Source organism: Mesorhizobium sp. WSM4810, assembly GCF_055811235.1.
This window is the reverse complement of record NZ_JBVVQV010000006.1, coordinates 290,473-308,442: the sequence shown is the minus strand read 5'-3', so window position 1 is coordinate 308,442 and position 17,970 is coordinate 290,473. Positions and strand designations below refer to the sequence as shown.

Below are 17,970 nucleotides of genomic sequence, written 5' to 3'. Positions count from 1 at the left end.
CTCGGTCTCTGACAAATGGGGGACGCCATGCGTTCGAATTCAGCCAGATCGCGCCTTCCGGCGCCCCTCTCGATGGCCATCGTCCTGGTGGCGGTGGCCATCGGCTTCGCAGCGCCGGCACGCGCCGGGACGCGCGACCGCGTCTATGCCGATTCGTTCGGCAATCTCGTCATCGAGAGCGCCGCCGGCTACAAGCGCATCCTCGTTGGCGAGGGCGAATTGGCCAAGGAAATGTCGGATTACGTCGGCGCCGGCCGGCCCAAAATCGTCTATCAAGACGAACCGGACGATGTCAGCAGCCGCGACTGCTACAGGCCGCCGGTTTTCGTCAAGGGCCGCAGCTATATGTACGGGCTTTCCGACGGCGAGATGCCGGAGCTTAGCCCCTGCCGCTGATCTTCGGCCCGGCATTGGCGACAGCCGGCTGCCGGGCGGCGATTGATCCTATCGAGATCCGCACGCAATTGCGTCCGCTGCCCTTCGCTTGATAGAGCGCTTCGTCGGCGCGCCGCAGCAGGTCGGAAAAATTCTCAGTCGGGTGGAGCTCGGCAACGCCGAAGCTGGCGGTGCAACGATGGTTCGCCGGCAGACAGTCGATCGGCAACGCCCCGAAAGCGCTGCGCGTGCCTTCGGCGAAGAGCCGCGCGGCGGCGAGGTTGGTTCCCGGCAGGATAATGGCGAATTCCTCACCACCGATGCGGCCGGCGACGTGATGCTCGGCGGCCGCATCACGCAGGAAGCCGGCAAAGGCCTCGATGACCCTGTCGCCGGATGCATGGCCGAAACTGTCGTTGATGCTCTTGAAATGGTCGAGGTCGGCGATGACCAGCGCGACCGGAATACCCCTGCGCACGGCGTCACGCATCGCAAGCTCGGCATGACGCTCGAAGCCGCCACGGTTGAGCAGCCTCGACAGCGTGTCCGTCTCCGACTTCGACGTCGCTTCGGCGAGCACGTCGCGGACCAGAATGATCAGGATGAGAAGCGCGATTGTCATGGCAAACACCGTGCCAAGCGATTGCGACACCAGAGCGTAGTTGCTCTGCAGATAGGCCTGCGGATTGGCTCCCCAGCCGCCCATGGCATGGGCGATGAACGGCTTGCTCACGAATTGCAGGGCGCTGGCCGCCAGGACGGCCATCAGCGCATGGTCGAGCCAGTCGCGTCTTTGCCTTGACGACCCGACGATGCCGACGCCGACGAACTGCATGGCGGCATAGGGAAGCTGGTAGGCCATCATGCGGGCAAGCGACTGGCGCGGCAGATCCTGCACGAAATACACGGCCACGGTGGCCGCAAACAGGAAGACGAGCATCGGCACCCAAGGCGGCGCCACGCCGTATTTATGGGCAAGCCCGCCATTGAAGGCGATGGTGGCGCCCAGGAAAACGGCGAAGCCCGCGACGACTGCGGGTCGTGCATTGTCGAAGAGCGGAATGCTGAACTCGATGGCGAAATAGGCCATCCCGAGCAGATAACCGAAGACCAGCCAGCGCGCCGGCGCGCGCGCCACGTCGTTGAACGATATGGTCATGAAGGCGGCCGCCAGCAGGCCGGCGACGAGCAGGTTGATTGCAAGGATGAACTCTGCGCCGCCGCCCATGTGGTCTTTCACACTCCCTGCGACAGCAAATCACGAACGGGCGAAAAAGACGTTAACGTGGGCGTAGGACGGATTGAACCGCGCACCCCGCGCTGTTTGTTTGTTTGGCGCGATTTCTGCGGCGCCAAGCGATTCCCTTGGCTGCAAATGCTCTAGACGTGGACGATCAGCCGGCTTTGAGCGGCTCCACGACCAGCGCCGTTTCCGACCGTCCATGGGGCGACCGTTCATAGGATAGCCGCACGCTGTCGCGGCCGTTCCGTTTGGCCTTGTAAAGCGCCTCGTCGGCGCGGCGCATCAGCGGCTCCAGCCCCTCCTCGCCGGTGCGGGCCGCCACGCCGAAGCTCGCCGTTACTCTTGTGCCGGGCGGAAGCCCGTCGACGCTGCCCGCCGAATAGACCGTGCGAATGGCTTCGGCAAACAGCCTTGCCGCGCCAAGGTCGCTCAGCGGCAAAAGCACGGCGAACTCCTCGCCACCGATTCGGCCGGCGACGCAGCTGGTGCCGGCAGCCGATCGAAGCTTGGCGGCGAAATCGGCGATCACGCGATCACCCGCCGCATGCCCGTGCAGATCGTTGACTGCCTTGAAGTGATCGAGGTCGGCGAGCACCAGCGCGACCGGAAGTTTGGCGGTGGCGCAGTGCCGCAGGAGATGCGTGGCGCGTTCCTCGAAGCCGCGCCGGTTGAGCAGGCCCGACAACGGGTCGGTGTACGCCTCGGCCTTCAGCGTTTTCATCACGTCGAGCGCAGCCGCGCAGAACAGGCTAAGCGCGATGAGCAGCGACAGCAGCGCATGCGACAGCAGCGCCGTCGTCCAGTAGGACGAGGCATAGAACCCGTCATAGCTTTGGTAGGGCCCATGCGCGATGACGATAACAAGGGTGCGCGCGACGAAGTTCAGCCCGGAAAGCAGCGACAGCACGAACAGCATCATTGCCGTCGGGCCCCTGTCGCGCACCACGCGCAGTTCGGCGGCGACAACCAGGCTGAGCCCGCCCAAAGCGAAATTCATCGCCAGGATTCGCCAGATGAGATCGGGCTGGATGAACATGAACCAGCAAAAAGCGGCCAGGCCGCTGCTCGCCAGAAAGCCGATCGCAACAAAGGGCACGCGCCGTCCATAGCGTGTCACAATCGTGCCGGCGAGACCACTGGCGGCAATCGTGAAGCAGGTGACGGAGAGCAGTTTGGTCGGCGCCATGCCGATGGGCAGGGTGAAGTACTGCAGCAGGAAGCCGGCCGCCGAAAGCCAGTAACTGGCGGCGAGCACAGCCAGATAGGGGCAGTGACGCTGATACAACCACAGCACGAGAAACACCGCGCCGAGCGCAAGCGCGATCGTCGGGTTGAGCAACCCTGTCAGCAGACCGTTGTCCAAAGGACCGTGAACCCCCACGCTTCCGTGAGAGAGACCTTAGGGCGCAAGCCCCAACAAGCGGTTAAGCAAAGTCGAATATGGCTGCTATGAAGCCGCTGCACGGAACTTGAAACCGCGACCGGCGTTTTCCAGCAGCAATCGATGGAGACGCTTTCATGGCCGATACGATCATGCTGACCGACCACGAGGCAATTCGCTCTTGGGCCGCGTCACGTGCCGGATTTCCGGCAATCGTCGATGTATCGCCCGAAACAGGCACGCAAGCCATGCTGAGGCTGGTTTTCGGCCAGCATGCCTATCAGGACCAGGACCAGGCCGAACGCCCGGCCAACGCCGGCGGCTACGAACTGGTCGAATGGGACGAATGGTTCAAGTTGTTCGACGAACGGCAGCTGGCGCTCGTGGTGGCAAAGGATGAACCCGGCCGCCGTGAGCAATTCCACGAATTTGTCAGGCGCCCGGCGTGAAGTGAACCCGAACCGCATCGCGGTTCGGGTTCTGGCAACTCGTCAGCGGGTTATTTCCACTCGCGGATGTCGACGAAATGGCCGGCGATCGCCGCCGCCGCCGCCATCGCCGGCGACACCAGATGGGTGCGGCCCTTAAAACCCTGGCGGCCCTCGAAATTGCGGTTCGAGGTCGAGGCGCAGCGCTCATGCGGCTTCAGCCGGTCGTCGTTCATGGCAAGGCACATCGAGCAGCCCGGCTCGCGCCAGTCGAAGCCAGCGGCGACAAAGATCTTGTCGAGACCTTCGGCCTCCGCCTGCTCCTTGACCAGACCGGAGCCCGGCACGATCATCGCATCGACGTGAGGGCTGACTTTCTTGCCCTCGACCACCTTGGCGACAGCGCGGAGATCCTCGATGCGGCCGTTGGTGCAGGAGCCGATGAAGACGCGGTCGAGCGCGATATCGGTGATCTTGGTGCCTGGGGTCAGGCCCATATAGTCGAGCGCGCGCTGCTTGGACGTACGCTTGTTCTCATCGGTGATATCGTCTGGGTTCGGCACGATGCCCTGGACCGAGACGACGTCCTCGGGCGAGGAGCCCCAGGAGACGATCGGCGGCAGTTTCGCCGCGTCGAGCACGACCACCTTGTCGAAATGCGCGCCCTCGTCGGACTGCAGCGTCTTCCAGTAGGCGAGCGCGGCGTCCCATGCCTCGCCCTTCGGCGCGCGCGGCTTGTCCTTGACATAGGCGAAAGTCGTCTCGTCAGGCGCGATCAGGCCGGCCCGGGCGCCGCCCTCGATCGACATGTTACAGATGGTCATGCGGCCTTCCATGGACAGCGCGCGGATCGCTTCGCCGGCATATTCGATGACGTAGCCGGTGCCGCCGGCAGTGCCGATCTCGCCGATGATCGCCAAAATAATGTCCTTGGCGGTGACGCCTTCCGGCAGCACGCCGTCGACGCGCACCAGCATGTTCCTGGCCTTGCGCTGGATCAGCGTCTGCGTGGCCAGCACATGCTCGACTTCCGACGTGCCGATGCCGTGCGCCAATGCGCCGAACGCACCATGCGTCGAGGTGTGACTATCGCCGCAGACGATGGTCATGCCGGGCAGCGTAAAACCCTGCTCTGGGCCGATGATGTGGACGATGCCCTGGCGGATATCCTTCTCGGAATAGTATTCGACGCCAAAATCCTTGGCGTTCCTGGCCAGCGCCTCGACCTGGATGCGGCTTTCCTCGTTCTTGATGCCGAACTTGCGCTCGGGCGAGGTGGACACATTGTGATCGACCACAGCCAGCGTCTTTTCCGGATGGCGGACCTTTCTGCCGGTCATGCGCAGGCCTTCGAAAGCTTGCGGGCTGGTCACTTCATGGACGAGGTGACGGTCGATATAGAGCAGACAGGTGCCATCGTCCTGGCGGTCGACGACATGGTCGTCGAATATCTTGTCGTAGAGGGTGCGCGGTGCGCTCATGTGCGTAAATCCGTCGATATGAAAATGGGAAGTGACTGGCGCCGGCTAGCCGGCGAACACGGCCTAGCGAAGTCGGCTGGTCAGAGCGCCGGAAACGCGCGCCGAGAATCGCGACGGCAGGCGTTTTCTGTCCTGCAGCACAAAACCCTTGTAAGCCGGATCGCCAAAAAGCTGTTCCATGGCGTGGCTCATATCAATGTTTTGACTTTTCGGCAATTGCGGCTGCCTGGCGCGGCTCTGCCTTCTCCCTTGTTGTGGGAGAAGGAAGAAGGCGCTTCAAACCACCTCGAACACAAATGTCTTCACCAGCGCCTCGGGCTCGGCGATCGCGTAGCAGCGGAACCACGGGCTTTCTTCGACCGGCCGCCATTTTTTCGCCTGTTCCAGTTCGTCGAACGTCGCCTGAAACCCGCCGCTCGCAAAAACCTGGTCGCGAACGGTGAAGATGGCGTGGCCGCCCTTCCTGGTGATGCGCACCAGTTCATGCAGGCCGGAGGCCGGTGCATGGCTGATGGTGAACACACCGGTCGAGAAGAAGGCGCGGAAATGCCCATCCGGCCAAGGCAGCGGATCGCCGAGCATCGCCTGTTTCAGCTCGCTGTAAGCCTGCCGGCTGCCGGCGATTTTCAGCATTTCAGCCGACAGGTCGAGCCCGGCGATGTCCTCATAGCCCAGCGCCTTGAGCGACGGTCCTGACAGGCCGGTGCCGCAGCCGGCGTCGAGCAGCGGCCCCTCGCCTGACGGCACATGGCGCGCCACCCAGGCGGCGACCAGGAACGGCAGGAGGTAGCCGAGCGCGGCGGTTTCGCTGTCATAGGTCGCAGCCCAGGCAGCGTAGGCCTTGGCAAGCGCTTCCGGCGTGTCGGCCGTATAGACCGCATCCAGCGCCGCATTGGCTTTGTCGATGTTCATGGAACTGACCCCCAAAAACGTATTGGCCGCAATCGTAGCGCCGCCTTCGCCTGCCGGTTACTGCTCATGCTGGCGGCGCAGCCGCTTCTCCAGCGCCCGCAAGGCCAGCGACAGGCCGACCGTCAGGATGAGATAGATATAGGCGACGATCGAATAGGTCTCGAAGAAGCGGAACGAGCCGGCTGCATAGATCTTGCCCATCTGGGTGATGTCGGCGACGCCGAGCACCGAGACCAGCGAGGAATCCTTGACCATGGCGACGAAATCATTGCCGAGCGGCGGCAGGATGGTGCGGATCGCCTGCGGAAAGACGATCAGCCGAAAACGCTGGGTGCGCGTCAACCCCAGCGCCTTCGCGGCCTCGATCTGGCCCTTCTCGACCGCCTCGATGCCGGCGCGGAAGACCTCCGAGATGAAAGCCGAATAGCCGATGGTCAGCGCCATGATGGCGCGCCATAGCAACGATACGTCGCGTATCATTAGCTCGCCGAACAGGCCGGCGCTTTGCAGCGGCGCCGTCAGCGCGTTCCATCCCGCGACGAAGGCCGGCGCGCCGGCGAAGGCGATCCAGAACAACAGCACCAGCATTGGCACGCCGCGAATGATCTCGACATAGAAGCGAGCGATCTGGCGCAGCCAGCGCGACCCCGACAGGCCCATCAGCGCAATGCCGAGCCCGATCGCCGAGGCCAGCGCGAAGGCGACCATTGTGACGAACACGGTGATGCCGATGCCCTTGGCAACGGTTGCGAAAACCTGGGCATAGAGGTCGCTTGCGGCGATGAAGATAGCCGCTGCCAGGGCGAGCGCCGCGGCCACGGCGAGCCACCAGGGGAAGTCGGACTTGGCGGTTGAAGATGCGGGCGTTGCCATCAGGGCGCGCCGACGAACCAATGTCGCGCCAGGCCACCCCCCTCTGGCCTGCCGGCCATCTCCCCCTCAAGGGGGGAGATCGGCAGCCTTGACGTCGCCGCCCATTCTGCAACGCTGAAAATTGGCGAAAGCCGATGCGAAAGCCAATCTCCCCCCTTGAGGGGGAGATGTCCGGCAGGACAGAGGGGGGTGTTCGAGCGCAGAGTCAGCGCGAGTTCCTGCGCGTCCCGCAACGTCCGCGACAAAAGTCCTACTGCCCCATCTTGTAATCAAGGAACCATTTCTTATTGAGCGCATCGAGCGTGCCGTCGGCCTTCAGCGCGGCGATGGCCGCATTGACCGGTTTCACCAGATCCGAGCCTTTCGGAAAAATAAAGCCGAAATCCTCGGTGCCGAGTGGTCCGCCGATCAGCTTCAGCCCGCCATTGGACGCCTCGACGTAGCCCTTGCCGGCAGTGCCGTCGGTCAGCACGACATCGACGTCGCCGGTCTTCAGCGCCTGCACCGTGGCGCCGAACGTCTCGAACAGTTTTATGCGCGGGTTCTGCTCATTGCCGTCGAGGACGCTGTAGACAGCGGTGTAGAACGGCGTGGTGCCGGCTTGCGCACCGATCAACCCGTCCTTGAAGGCGCCGAGCGTCTTGGCGTCGGTGAAGCGCTTCTCGTCGCCGCGCACCAGCATGAACTGTTCCGAGCGCATATAAGGGTCGGAGAAATCGACCTTCTGCTTGCGATCGTCCTTGATGGTGATGCCGGTCATCCCGATGTTGTACTGGTTGTCGGAAACCGCCTGGATCATCACGTCCCAGGAGGTGTTCTGGTACTCGACCTGGAAATTCAGCCGCTTGGCGATCTCGTTCATCGCGTCATATTCCCAGCCGATCTGCTTGCCGGTTTTGGCGTCGATGAACTGCAGCGGCGGATAGGCGTTTTCCGTCACCACCACCACCTTCTTGCCGCCGAGATCGGGCAGCGCCTGCGCCAGGGCGGCGACGGGCGCAAGTACCAGAGCCAACAGGCCGGCCAACAGCAGTTTCGATTTGATCATGGTACACCCCGAGCATTTGAACGGCCTCGACATTGTCGAGGCTTGCAGGAAATCCGGCGCCGACTTTAGCTTTCCGCAGGCGCCTTGCAAGCCGGCTTGATGCGGCTTCGCGCGAAAATGGATTCCATGCTTTCACGGCATTACGGAACGATCCGTTTCGATTGCGCACCGGCAGCCCGGCAAAATCGAAACCCATTCCGCGAGGCAAAAAAGGCGGCCGAAGCCGCCTTTCCGAAACATGGTTTTTGAATTCGCCTTATTCGGCGGCAGCGGCTTCCTCGGCCTTGGCGGCCTCGTCAGCGGCCTTCTTCTCTGCGGCTTCCTGCGCGGCCTTCTCGGCGGCCAGCGCCTGGGCGGCTGCCACCTTCTCGGCCTCGATGCGGGCCTTCTCGGCGTTCAGCGCATCGCGCTCCTCATCGTTCAGCTTGCGGGCGCGCACGCCGGTGTTTTCCGAAATGCGGGCCGACTTGCCGCGACGATCGCGCAGGTAATAGAGCTTGGCGCGGCGCACCTTGCCGCGGCGCACGATCTCGACGCCCTCGACCATCGGCGAAAAGACCGGGAACACGCGCTCCACGCCTTCGCCGTAGGAAATCTTGCGAACGGTGAAATTCTCCTGGAAACCGGCGCCGGCGCGGGCGATGACGACGCCCTCATAGGCCTGGACGCGGGTGCGGGTGCCTTCGGTCACGCGGACCTGGACGCGTACGGTGTCGCCGGGCTGGAATTCGGGAAGCTTGCGCTTGGCTTCGATCTTGGCGGCCTGTTCGGCCTCGAGCTGACGGAGGATATCCATCTCTACAAATCCACTTCTTGTTCTTCCGACAGTCAGAGCGTCCGACACTCGCCTTGCAGTTCCATTGACCGCTCGGCTATGCCCTTTGTTCGAGAACATCTGGGTTCGAGAACATCGGCAGGGGCGACTACACCGTCATTGTTGACGGGTCCGGCAGAATTTCTCCCGGTTCGGCGCGCACATACAGCTATTTCGACGCTTTGTCACGCCTTTGCCGCGTTCTTTTTTGGTCGTTGGTCAACGTCCCAATCTTCCGGCACAGGGGTTGCGTTGAAGGCCCAAGCTTTTTAAGTCGGGCAGAACGTGACTTTCCTCCGGCGGCAACACCCTCCATGCCAGTTCTCGATGCGGCCCTGCTCTTTTTCGCGGGCTTTCTCTCAGGTGCCGTCAACGCCATAGCCGGCGGCGGGACATTCATAACCTTCGGCGCCATGTCGCTGGTCGGCTTGCCGCCGATCGTCGCCAACGCCACCTCGTCGCTGACGCAATTTCCCGGCTACATCACCTCGACGCTCGCCTACTGGTCCGACATCAAGCATTTCTGGCGCACCGCGTTGCTGCTCGGCCTTATCTCGGCTTCTGGCGCGCTGGCCGGTGCGCTCATCCTTCTGGCGCTCGACAATCCGTCGTTCCGCGTCCTGGTGCCCTGGCTGCTGCTCGCGGCAACCGCGCTGTTCGCCGCCGGGCCGTGGCTGAAGCCGGCGCCCAAGCCGGGCCGTCAGGCCGCGGTGGGTTCGCTGGTCGGTTCCCTGGCGCAGTTCGCCACCGCCGTCTATGGCGGCTTCTTCGGCGCCGGCATGGGCGTCATGATGCTGGCGACGCTCGGCCTCACCCAGGCCGGCGACTATCACCGCCTCAACGCGCTGAAGAACCTGCTGGCCGTGGTCATCGCGGCAGTAGCCATCCTGGTCTTCGTCTCCGGCGATGTCATCGCCTGGCGGCAGGCGATCGTCATGATACCGGGCGGCGCGCTGGGCGGCTATGCCGGCGTCTGGATCGCCAAGCGCGTGCCGCAAATTGCCGTGCGTGGCTTCGTCGTCGGGGTCGGCGTGTTTCTTGCCTTCTATTACTTCACCAAGGGCTGAGCGGCTAACAGGTCCGGCCGCCGCTCTTTCGTCAATCTTTCCGATTCGGCGCGTCGCCACGCGGCGATCTTCTGATGATTGCCCGAGGTGAGAACCTCGGGGATTTGCCGGTCCTCGAATTCCTGCGGACGCGTGTAGTGCGGATGTTCGAGCAGGCCGTTTTCAAAGCTCTCTTCATCGCCCGACACCGTATTGCCCATCACGCCGGGCAACAGCCGCACCACGGCGTCGAGCAGCACCAGCGCTGCCGGCTCGCCGCCGGAGAGGATGAAGTCGCCGACCGAGACCTCCTCCAGCCCCCGCGCATCGATCACCCGCTGGTCGACGCCTTCGAAGCGTCCGCAGACGATCACCGCGCCCGGCCCCGCGGCCAGTTCGCGCACACGCACCTGCGTCAGCGGTTTTCCACGCGGGCTCATCAGCAGCCGTGGCCGTGGATCGCCCGGTGGCGAGCTATGGTCGATCGCCTTGGCCAGAACGTCGGCGCGCATCACCATGCCGGCGCCGCCGCCGGCCGGCGTGTCGTCGACGGTGCGATGGCGATCGGTGGCGAAATCGCGGATCTGGATTGCTTCCAGCGACCATGTGCCGGCCTCCAGCGCCCGGCCGGCCAGCGACACGCCGAGTGCACCGGGAAACATTTCGGGATAGAGCGTCAGCACCGAGGCGGAAAAACTCACCGGTTGCCCCCGGCGTCCTTCGGCCCGCGCGGCCTGCCCTTCGGGTCGAAACCATCGCTGCCAGGAGCATCGCTGTCTTCGTCATCGATCAAGCCCGCCGCCGCCGGATCGATGCGGACGAAACCGTCCTTGATCGACACGTCAGGAACGGCAGCCTGCGTGAACGGGATCAGCACGCCTTTGCGCCCCGCCAATATCACGTCGAGGATATCGCCACCGCCGAAATTATGCACGGCGACGACCTTGCCGATGTCAGCACCGGTATCGTCCCGGACCGCCAGCCCGACGAGATCGGCATGATAGAACTCGTCCTCTTCGCCGTCGTCCGGCAGCATCGAGCGGTCGACGAATAATTCCGTGCCGGCGAGCGCCTCGGCAGCGTTTCGGTCGCTGATACCTTTGAAGCGCACCACCACGACGTTATTGGCCGGCCTGATATCGACGATCTGGAAGGCGCGGCCGTCCCTGGCATAGAGCGGCCCGTAGTCGGCCAGCGCCAGCGGATCGCCGGTGAAGGTTTTCACGCGCAATTCGCCCTTGATGCCATGGGCGGCGCCGATCACGGCCATCTGGACAGGGTTTTGCGGTTTGGTCATCGGTGGAAAAATCCTTTGCCTTGCTCTAGCTCCACGCTCTTGTCATTTCAATGACGCGGCTCTTCACCGCTTCCTAACCCGGCTGCCGGAAGATCGCCCGGAAATGGAAGAGCGGCATATCGGAAGAGCGCAATGCAGGAATTCCTCATCCCGGCCAAGCCAGACCTTCAGGCGGCCCGCGAAAGCTGGCTCAAGATGCTGGCGCGCGAGCGCCGGCTGTCGCCGGAAACCGTGGAAGCCTATGAGCGCGACACGCGCCAGTTCCTGCACTTCCTGACCGGCCATTGCGGCGGCTCGCCCGGCATTTCGGATATAGCCGATCTGCGCCCGGCCGATCTGCGCGGCTTTCTGGCTGCCCGCCGTGCCGGAGGCGCCGGCGCCCGCACGCTCGGGCGGGGGCTCGCCGGCATCCGCTCGCTGCTGCGCTTTCTGGAGCGGCGCGGCCTCGTCAATGCGGCGGGTGCTGCGGCACTGCGCGCGCCGCGGCAGCCGAAGTCGCTGCCCAAGCCGCTGACGGCAAGCGATGCGAAACACGTCGTTTCGGTGGAAGGCCAGCTGGCGGAGCAACCGTGGATCGCCGCCCGCAACGCCGCCGTGCTGACGCTGCTCTACGGCTCGGGCCTGCGCATTTCCGAGGCACTCGGCCTGTCCGGCGGTGATCTGTCGTCGCCTGATGAAACGGTGCTGCGCGTCACCGGCAAGGGCGGCAAGACGCGGCTGGTGCCGGTGCTGCCGATCGCGCTGCGGGCGATCGCCCAATACCGCCGGCTCTGCCCCTATCATCTCGATCCGAAGGGTCTGCTGTTTCGCGGCGCCCGCGGCGGCCCGCTCAACCCGGCCATCGTCCAGCGCGACATGGCCAAGCTGCGCTCGGCGCTCAATCTGCCGGACACCGCCACGCCGCATGCGTTGCGCCATTCCTTCGCCACACATCTGCTTGGGCGCGGCGGCGACCTGCGCACCATCCAGGAACTTTTGGGCCACGCCAGCCTGTCGACGACGCAGATCTATACCGGCGTCGACACCGCGAGGCTGCTCGAAATCTATGAAGCGGCCCACCCGCGGGCGTAGCCGACGCATGATTTCGCAAGTTGCAGCCAGGGTATGCGCCGTGGAACGATGTCCGAGACAATTTTGCCGCGGCGGTTAACCGTTTCGCCGTTCTTTGTCTCTAAAAGCGAGCCATGAAACGCGTCATTGCTATCGCCGACCGCACCGCCTTTGCTTCGCTGAAGCTGCTCGTCGCGCTGAACGTCCTGTTTTTCCTCTCTTTCCTCGTCATCGCTCTGCTCGCCGCCGGCAGGGCGCGCGCTGAAACCCCAGGGGCTGAAACCCAGGTCTGCGCCGGCGCCGACATGCTGTCGGCCTTGCAGAAGGACGACCCGGCCGCCTACCGCAAGATCGAGACGGAAGCGGCCGCGACACCGAACGGTAAGGGCCTGTTGTGGAAACTGGAAAAGGCGGGCGAAAGACCGTCCTTCCTGTTCGGCACCATGCACATGACCGACCCGCGCGTGACCGCGCTGGCGCCCGCCGCGCAAAAGGCCTTTGACGCCGCCGACACTGTCGTCATCGAGACCACGGAGGTGCTCGACAAGCAGAAGATGATGGCGGCGTTCCTGAAAGAGCCGGAGCTAATGATGTTCACCGACAGCACCACGCTGTCCTCGCTGCTGTCGCCGGACGATGCGGCGGCGGTGAACAAGGCGCTCGACGCGCGCGGCATTCCACCGGCGAGCGTTGCCAAGATGAAGCCGTGGATGCTGTCGACCATGGTCGCGCTCCCGGCCTGTGAACTGGCCCGCCAGGCCGGCGGCACGCCGGTGCTCGACATCAAGCTTGCAGAGGACGCCAAAGCCTCAGGCAAGGCCGTCGATGGGTTGGAGACCGTCGCCGACCAGCTTCGCGCCATGGCCTCGCTGCCGCTTGCGTTTCACATGAAGGGCCTCGTCGACACCCTGAAGCTCGGCGACAGGGTGAACGACGTCAATGAAACCATGATCGTGCTTTACCAGCGCGGCGACACCGGCATGCTCTGGCCGCTGTTTCGTGCCGTCCTTCCCGGCGACGAAGACGATTCAGCAAGCTATGCCGCCTTCGAGGAAATCATGATCACCAGCCGCAACAAGGTGATGATCGACCATGCCAGGCCGATCCTCGCCAAGGGCAACGTGTTCATGGCGGTCGGCGCCCTGCACCTCCCTGGCGCGGAGGGCCTGGTCGAGGATTTCCGCAAGGCCGGCTACACCGTCACTGCCGTCGACTGAGTTGCACGGTCGAGTTGCAGACTCGGCAAGGCGTGATTCGGGGCGACGCTTTGCCCGAGTCGCCGGAGGTTTGTCTCAGTACAGGACGGTCGAAAGGTCTAATTTGGCTCGATCACGGTGAGTTTTGCGAGTAAAGTGCTTGCAAACAAACGATTCCCGGCGAAGAATGCCCTGTTTTCGGCGATTTCGATTCCTAGCGTGAAACCTGTTCAACGATGGCGCGTTGATGTGTGTTGATTGATACTTTTCATCCACGGAGGACACTTTTATGGCGAATCCAAACGACCCGTACACCACTCCGACCCCCCCTCCCAAGTCGGGTGGCGGCAGCACCGGCTGGCTGATTGCCCTGGTCGTCGTTATCCTGGCCATCGTCGCTTATTATATTTTTGGAACAAGCGGTGAGGCGCCAGAGCCTGGTGAACCGCCGGCTGCAACCACGCCGGCCCCGGCGCCAGCGCCCGCTGAACCAACGCCTGCCCCGGCCCCTGCAGAGCCTGCACCTGCCCCGGCGCCGGCAGAACCAGCGCCCGCTCCGGCGCCAGCAGAACCAGCGCCTGCTCCGGCTCCGGCACCCGCAGAGCCAGCACCTGCTCCGGCGCCCGCACCAGCCCCGCAGTGATCGGCTGCTGACTTCAAATACGAACGGCCCGCTGAAAAGCGGGCCGTTTTTGTTTGAGCCGTCAGATGGCTGCCGGAGTTCCTTGGGAAGGCCTACATGTGGATCGGCTTAAAGAAGGTCGCCAGTGCCGCTTCCTTCACCGCTTCCGACATCGTCGGATGGGCGTGGCAGGTGCGGGCAAGATCTTCCGACGAGCCGCCGAACTCCATCAGCACCGCCGCCTCGTGGATCATCTCGCCGGCGCCGAAGCCGACGATGTGGACGCCGAGCACGCGGTCGCTCTGCTTGTCCGCCAGTATCTTCACGAAGCCGTCGGTATGCAGCATGGCGCGCGCCCGGCCATTGGCGCTGAACGGAAACTTGCCGGCCTTGTAGTCGATGCCGGCCGACTTCAGCTCTTCCTCTGTTTTGCCCACCGAGGCGATTTCCGGACTGGTGTAGACGACGTTCGGGATCACCCCGTAATTCACATGGCCGGCCTGGCCGGCAATGATCTCGGCCACCGCCACGCCCTCGTCCTCGGCCTTGTGGGCGAGCATCGGCCCGGCGATGACGTCGCCGATGGCGTAGATGCCGGGGACATTGGTCGTGAGATGGCCGTCGGTCTTGACTCGGCCGCGCTCGTCGACCTCGACCCCGGCATCCTTCAGCCCGAGACTGTCCGAATAGGCCCGGCGTCCGGTCGCGATCAGCACCCCATCCGCCTCGATCGTCTCGGCCGCGCCGCCCTTGACCGGCTCGAAGGTGACGGTGGCGCCCTTCTTGGCCTTGGCGACACCGGTCACCTTGGCGCCGAGCCTGAATTCGATGCCTTGCTTGGACAGCATGCGCTGGAACTGTTTGGCGACCTCGCCGTCCATGCCGCCGAGAATGGTGTCGAGGAACTCAACGACGGTCACCTTGGCGCCGAGCCGCGCCCATACCGAGCCGAGCTCCAGCCCGATGACGCCGCCGCCGACCACCACCAGGTGGCCCGGCACCTTGCCCAGCGACAACGCGCCGGTCGACGACATGATTACCTTCTCGTCGATGTCGACCTTTACCCCCGGAATGCCGGCGACGTCGGAGCCGGTGGCGATGACGATGTTCCCGGTCTCGATCTCCTCGACCTTGCCGTCCTCGCCGATCACCGACACTTTTCCGGCGGACAGGACCTTGCCGGTGCCGCGAAAGCTGTCGATCTTGTTCTTCTTGAACAGGAAGGCGACGCCGTTGACGTTGGACGCCACTGTCGCGTCCTTGTGCGCCATCATCTTTTCCAGATTGAGCTTCGGCTTGCTGATTTCGACGCCGAGTGTATCAAAGGAGTGGCCGGCCTCAGAAAAAATCTCGGAGGCATGCAGCAGCGCCTTGGACGGGATGCAGCCGATATTGAGGCAGGTGCCGCCGAAGGTCGGGTTCTTCTCGACCACCGCCGTTTTCAGGCCGAGCTGCGCCGCCTTGATGGCGCAGACATAGCCGCCTGGTCCCGATCCGATGATAACGACGTCATAAGCCATGATTTGTCCTTCTGGTCTGCACTCAGCCTTGGCTGGGATTAGCGGCCGCCGCCCACTTCCAAATTCGCGCCTGTCGTATAGGACGCCCCGTCCGACAGGAGCCAGAGAATTGCCGCGGCGACCTCTTCGGTGGTCCCCGCCCTTTGCATCGGCACGCCGTGACGCATCCTCTCGACGCGATCCGGCTGTCCGCCGGAGGCATGAATTTCGGTATCGACAATCCCTGGACTGACCGCGTTGACGCGAATGCCTTCGCCGGCTACCTCGCGCGCCAGGCCGATCGTGAAAGAATCGATCGCGCCCTTCGAGGCAGCGTAGTCGACATATTCGCCCGGCCCGCCAATTCTCGCTGCAATCGAGGAGACATTGACGATGGCGCCGCCGTTGCCGCCATGGCTGGTCGACATGCGCTTCACCGCTTCGCGGGCACAGAGCATGGGGCCAATGACGTTGATGCGCATCATGCGCTCCAGCCGTGCTCCGCTCATTTCGTCGACACGCGCCCTCTGGTCGACCACGCCAGCGTTGTTGACGAGCGCATCGAGCGGCCCGAAGACATGATCGATCCTCTCGAACATCGCCTGGATATCGGCCTCGCTGCCAACGTCGCCCTTGATGGCCAGCGCTTCGCCGCCGGCCTGTTCGATTGCCTCGACAAGCGCCGTGGCAGCAGCCTCATTCGATGCGTAGTTGATCGCAACACGGTATCCAGCCGTGACGGCAAGCCTGGATGTGGCAGCGCCGATGCCGCGGCCGCCGCCGGTCACCAGCAGCACTTTTTTGGCCGCGCTCATTCCTGACAGCCCTTCAACGAAAAAACATCCCACGGCACCTTTGAAAACCCGTTGGCGCCATAGGCGGTCGACCTCTGCAGCGACGGTCCGAGGTCGGGAAAGATCAGGGTCTTCGGAGCATCTACCCCTTCGGCCGGCAACAGAGCGATGTTGCCCTTGTCATCCGCACTGTAGACGACCCCCTCCCACAGCGTGCAGGCGGCGAGCTCGTCGCCGGTGACGTCGCCTGTCGGGCATTTGTACATCAGCGAACCATGCGGCCGCGCCACGCCTTGCGTCCACATGACGATCCCGTCGAGAACGACATCGTTATCGAGCACCATCTTGAAGGTGTTGGTGACGACAGCCGATCCCCCGGTCGGCCTGAAATCGATCTCGGCCGCACTTTCGGCATCGCCATAGACGGCGAGTTCGAGCGGGCATGCGGCAAAGGCTGCCGATCCCGTCTGCGCAATGCCGGCCGCGAGCACAGCTGCGAAAAACATTCCGGAGTGCAAACGAGAGGAACTCATTCGGTGGCGCAGATCCATTCTCCGGCTCACCTCGACCGGGCCTAGAGATCGAGCACCAGCCGCTCCGGATCCTCCAGGCTTTCCTTGACCCGCACCAGGAAGGTCACCGCTTCCTTGCCGTCGACGATGCGGTGATCGTAGGAGAGCGCCAGATACATCATCGGTCGGATTACGATCTGGCCGCCGACCACCACCGGCCGCTCCTGGATCTTGTGCATGCCCAGAATGCCCGACTGCGGCGCGTTGAGGATCGGCGTCGACATCAGCGACCCGTAAACGCCGCCGTTGGAAATCGTGAACGTCCCGCCTTGCATGTCCGCCACGGAAAGCTTGCCGTCACGCGCGGCGACGCCCAGCCGGCCGATCTCCTTCTCGATCTCGGCTATTCCCATCTGGTCGGCATCGCGCACGACAGGCACGACGAGGCCCTTTTCGGTGCCGACTGCGACGCCGATATGGGCGTAGTTCTTGAAGATGATGTCGGTGCCGTCGATCTCGGCATTGACGGAAGGGATTTCCTTCAGCGCATGGGTGACGGCCTTGGTGAAGAAGCCCATGAAGCCCAGCTTCACGCCGTGCTTCTTCTCGAACACATCCTTGTATTTGCTCCTGAGCGCCATCACCGCGCTCATGTCCACCTCGTTGAAGGTGGTCAGCATGGCGGCGGTCGACTGCGCTTCCTTGAGGCGGCGGGCGATGGTCTGCCGCAGCTTGGTCATGCGCACCCGCTCTTCACGCGACGCGTCGTCGGCCGAGGACGGCGCACGGGCGGCGACCGGTGCAGGGGCCTTCGGCGTCTCGGAAGGCTGCGACGGAGCGCCCCTGGCGATCGCGTCGAGCACGTCGCCCTTGAGCACCTGGCCGCGCTTGCCGGAACCCGAGATCTGGTCGACCGCGAGATTGCTCTCGGCCAGCAGCTTCGCCGCCGCTGGCGCCGGCGGCATCGCGCGCGCCTCGATCGGCCCGGCATCGCCGGCGATCTTGGCAGTCTCGGCCGCGGCTTGCTTGACGGTGGCTGCGGCGGTCGGCGCCGAGGCCTGCGATACCGCGTCCTGCTTCGCTTCGGATGTTGACGCCTTCGCGGCTTCGGGTGCTGCCGCCTTTGCCCCGTTGCCCGCCGAAATCATGCCGAGCAAAGCACCGACTTCGACCGTCTCGCCTTCCTTGACGGCGATCTCGCTGAGCGTTCCTGCGGCCGCGGCCGGCACTTCGACCGTGACCTTGTCGGTTTCGAGTTCGACCAGCGGCTCGTCGGTGGCGATCGCGTCGCCCACCCTCTTGAACCATTTGCCGATGGTCGCCTCGGTGACGGATTCGCCAAGAGTGGGGACGCGGATTTCGGTAGCCATTGTGCCTGTCCGTTCTTCTGTCGGTTCTG

Annotated in this window: 18 protein-coding genes; 5 read left to right on the top strand and 13 right to left on the bottom strand. The window is 63.9% G+C overall.

Going from position 1 to position 17,970, the window contains the following annotated elements:
• The first annotated feature begins 27 nt into the window (after positions 1-27).
• The gene (locus tag AC0L3O_RS12420) at positions 28-396 is read left to right on the top strand and encodes a hypothetical protein (protein WP_128170444.1); all 369 of its coding nucleotides are present in this window, start codon (positions 28-30) and stop codon (positions 394-396) included.
• On the opposite strand, the gene AC0L3O_RS12415 is transcribed toward AC0L3O_RS12420, so the two are convergent.
• On the bottom strand, positions 380-1,603 hold the full coding sequence (locus AC0L3O_RS12415) for a GGDEF domain-containing protein (RefSeq protein WP_128177919.1): 1,224 nt from the start codon (positions 1,601-1,603) through the stop codon (positions 380-382). The two genes, AC0L3O_RS12420 and AC0L3O_RS12415, sit on opposite strands and share 17 nt — an antisense overlap.
• 166 nt (positions 1,604-1,769) lie before the next feature.
• Entirely contained in the window at positions 1,770-2,981 is a 1,212-nt protein-coding gene (locus tag AC0L3O_RS12410; protein WP_473615716.1) for a GGDEF domain-containing protein, read from the bottom strand.
• 155 nt (positions 2,982-3,136) lie between these two features.
• Here AC0L3O_RS12410 and AC0L3O_RS12405 point away from each other — a divergent pair, with 155 nt between their 5' ends.
• Positions 3,137-3,448 carry a hypothetical protein gene (locus AC0L3O_RS12405; RefSeq protein WP_023800585.1) on the top strand — a complete coding sequence of 104 codons (312 nt, stop codon included), beginning with the start codon at positions 3,137-3,139 and terminating at the stop codon, positions 3,446-3,448.
• Between the two features lie 50 nt (positions 3,449-3,498).
• Here the strand turns inward: AC0L3O_RS12405 and leuC are convergent, their stop codons facing one another.
• The 5 genes from leuC to rplS all read right to left on the bottom strand — a co-directional run bounded on the left by leuC (position 3,499) and on the right by rplS (position 8,537).
• Positions 3,499-4,908 carry a 3-isopropylmalate dehydratase large subunit gene (gene leuC, locus AC0L3O_RS12400; RefSeq protein WP_091592223.1) on the bottom strand — a complete coding sequence of 470 codons (1,410 nt, stop codon included), beginning with the start codon at positions 4,906-4,908 and terminating at the stop codon, positions 3,499-3,501.
• 276 nt (positions 4,909-5,184) lie between these two features.
• Complete coding sequence (locus tag AC0L3O_RS12395) at positions 5,185-5,820, bottom strand: class I SAM-dependent DNA methyltransferase (RefSeq protein ID WP_128187211.1); 636 nt, start codon at positions 5,818-5,820, stop codon at positions 5,185-5,187.
• A gap of 57 nt (positions 5,821-5,877) precedes the next feature.
• Positions 5,878-6,693, bottom strand: coding sequence for an amino acid ABC transporter permease (locus tag AC0L3O_RS12390; RefSeq protein ID WP_128187213.1), 816 nt, complete (start codon positions 6,691-6,693; stop codon positions 5,878-5,880).
• Positions 6,694-6,943: 250 nt separating this feature from the next.
• Entirely contained in the window at positions 6,944-7,741 is a 798-nt protein-coding gene (locus AC0L3O_RS12385) for a transporter substrate-binding domain-containing protein (RefSeq protein WP_473615715.1), read from the bottom strand.
• Positions 7,742-7,997: 256 nt separating this feature from the next.
• Positions 7,998-8,537, bottom strand: a complete 540-nt coding sequence (gene rplS / locus AC0L3O_RS12380; protein WP_023800592.1) for a 50S ribosomal protein L19 — start codon at positions 8,535-8,537, stop codon at positions 7,998-8,000.
• Between the two features lie 332 nt (positions 8,538-8,869).
• Between rplS and AC0L3O_RS12375 the strand changes: the two genes are divergently transcribed.
• Positions 8,870-9,622: a sulfite exporter TauE/SafE family protein gene (locus tag AC0L3O_RS12375; protein WP_473615713.1), complete on the top strand. Its 753-nt coding sequence runs from the start codon at positions 8,870-8,872 to the stop codon at positions 9,620-9,622.
• Here AC0L3O_RS12375 and trmD read toward each other — a convergent pair.
• On the bottom strand, positions 9,604-10,302 hold the full coding sequence (trmD, locus tag AC0L3O_RS12370; protein WP_473615712.1) for a tRNA (guanosine(37)-N1)-methyltransferase TrmD: 699 nt from the start codon (positions 10,300-10,302) through the stop codon (positions 9,604-9,606). The genes AC0L3O_RS12375 and trmD overlap by 19 nt on opposite strands.
• The gene (gene rimM, locus AC0L3O_RS12365) at positions 10,299-10,898 is read right to left on the bottom strand and encodes a ribosome maturation factor RimM (RefSeq protein WP_023800594.1); all 600 of its coding nucleotides are present in this window, start codon (positions 10,896-10,898) and stop codon (positions 10,299-10,301) included. Before rimM ends, trmD begins: the two co-directional genes overlap by 4 nt.
• 132 nt (positions 10,899-11,030) lie before the next feature.
• Between rimM and AC0L3O_RS12360 the strand changes: the two genes are divergently transcribed.
• Both AC0L3O_RS12360 and AC0L3O_RS12355 read left to right on the top strand, forming a co-directional pair.
• Positions 11,031-11,969, top strand: a complete 939-nt coding sequence (locus tag AC0L3O_RS12360) for a tyrosine recombinase XerC (protein ID WP_128187221.1) — start codon at positions 11,031-11,033, stop codon at positions 11,967-11,969.
• A 113-nt stretch (positions 11,970-12,082) separates the two neighbouring features.
• Positions 12,083-13,165 (top strand): TraB/GumN family protein, encoded by a 1,083-nt coding sequence (locus AC0L3O_RS12355; RefSeq protein WP_473615711.1) that lies wholly within the window; start codon positions 12,083-12,085, stop codon positions 13,163-13,165.
• Between the two features lie 714 nt (positions 13,166-13,879).
• Here the strand turns inward: AC0L3O_RS12355 and lpdA are convergent.
• The 4 genes from lpdA to odhB all read right to left on the bottom strand — a co-directional run bounded on the left by lpdA (position 13,880) and on the right by odhB (position 17,941).
• Entirely contained in the window at positions 13,880-15,286 is a 1,407-nt protein-coding gene (gene lpdA / locus AC0L3O_RS12350) for a dihydrolipoyl dehydrogenase (protein WP_473615710.1), read from the bottom strand.
• Positions 15,287-15,324: 38 nt separating this feature from the next.
• Positions 15,325-16,080, bottom strand: a complete 756-nt coding sequence (locus AC0L3O_RS12345; RefSeq protein ID WP_128170452.1) for an SDR family oxidoreductase — start codon at positions 16,078-16,080, stop codon at positions 15,325-15,327.
• A complete protein-coding gene (locus AC0L3O_RS12340) occupies positions 16,077-16,565 on the bottom strand; it encodes a hypothetical protein (protein WP_091592210.1) in 489 nt (162 codons plus the stop codon). Before AC0L3O_RS12340 ends, AC0L3O_RS12345 begins: the two co-directional genes overlap by 4 nt.
• 68 nt (positions 16,566-16,633) lie before the next feature.
• Positions 16,634-17,941 carry a 2-oxoglutarate dehydrogenase complex dihydrolipoyllysine-residue succinyltransferase gene (odhB, locus tag AC0L3O_RS12335; protein ID WP_473615708.1) on the bottom strand — a complete coding sequence of 436 codons (1,308 nt, stop codon included), beginning with the start codon at positions 17,939-17,941 and terminating at the stop codon, positions 16,634-16,636.
• Positions 17,942-17,970 lie beyond the last annotated feature (29 nt).

Bases quoted from the DNA above. Each gene is read 5' to 3' on its own strand.
- AC0L3O_RS12395 (WP_128187211.1), bottom strand. From the start codon at position 5,820: ATGAACATCGACAAAGCCAATGCGGCGCTGGATGCGGTCTATACGGCC.
- odhB (WP_473615708.1), bottom strand. From the start codon at position 17,941: ATGGCTACCGAAATCCGCGTCCCCACTCTTGGCGAATCCGTCACCGAG.
- rimM (WP_023800594.1), bottom strand. From the start codon at position 10,898: ATGACCAAACCGCAAAACCCTGTCCAGATGGCCGTGATCGGCGCCGCC.
- AC0L3O_RS12405 (WP_023800585.1), top strand. From the start codon at position 3,137: ATGGCCGATACGATCATGCTGACCGACCACGAGGCAATTCGCTCTTGG.
- AC0L3O_RS12375 (WP_473615713.1), top strand. From the start codon at position 8,870: ATGCCAGTTCTCGATGCGGCCCTGCTCTTTTTCGCGGGCTTTCTCTCA.
- AC0L3O_RS12385 (WP_473615715.1), bottom strand. From the start codon at position 7,741: ATGATCAAATCGAAACTGCTGTTGGCCGGCCTGTTGGCTCTGGTACTT.
- lpdA (WP_473615710.1), bottom strand. From the start codon at position 15,286: ATGGCTTATGACGTCGTTATCATCGGATCGGGACCAGGCGGCTATGTC.
- AC0L3O_RS12340 (WP_091592210.1), bottom strand. From the start codon at position 16,565: ATGTTTTTCGCAGCTGTGCTCGCGGCCGGCATTGCGCAGACGGGATCG.
- AC0L3O_RS12345 (WP_128170452.1), bottom strand. From the start codon at position 16,080: ATGAGCGCGGCCAAAAAAGTGCTGCTGGTGACCGGCGGCGGCCGCGGC.
- leuC (WP_091592223.1), bottom strand. From the start codon at position 4,908: ATGAGCGCACCGCGCACCCTCTACGACAAGATATTCGACGACCATGTC.
- AC0L3O_RS12415 (WP_128177919.1), bottom strand. From the start codon at position 1,603: ATGGGCGGCGGCGCAGAGTTCATCCTTGCAATCAACCTGCTCGTCGCC.
- AC0L3O_RS12420 (WP_128170444.1), top strand. From the start codon at position 28: ATGCGTTCGAATTCAGCCAGATCGCGCCTTCCGGCGCCCCTCTCGATG.
- AC0L3O_RS12390 (WP_128187213.1), bottom strand. From the start codon at position 6,693: ATGGCAACGCCCGCATCTTCAACCGCCAAGTCCGACTTCCCCTGGTGG.
- rplS (WP_023800592.1), bottom strand. From the start codon at position 8,537: ATGGATATCCTCCGTCAGCTCGAGGCCGAACAGGCCGCCAAGATCGAA.
- AC0L3O_RS12360 (WP_128187221.1), top strand. From the start codon at position 11,031: ATGCAGGAATTCCTCATCCCGGCCAAGCCAGACCTTCAGGCGGCCCGC.
- AC0L3O_RS12355 (WP_473615711.1), top strand. From the start codon at position 12,083: ATGAAACGCGTCATTGCTATCGCCGACCGCACCGCCTTTGCTTCGCTG.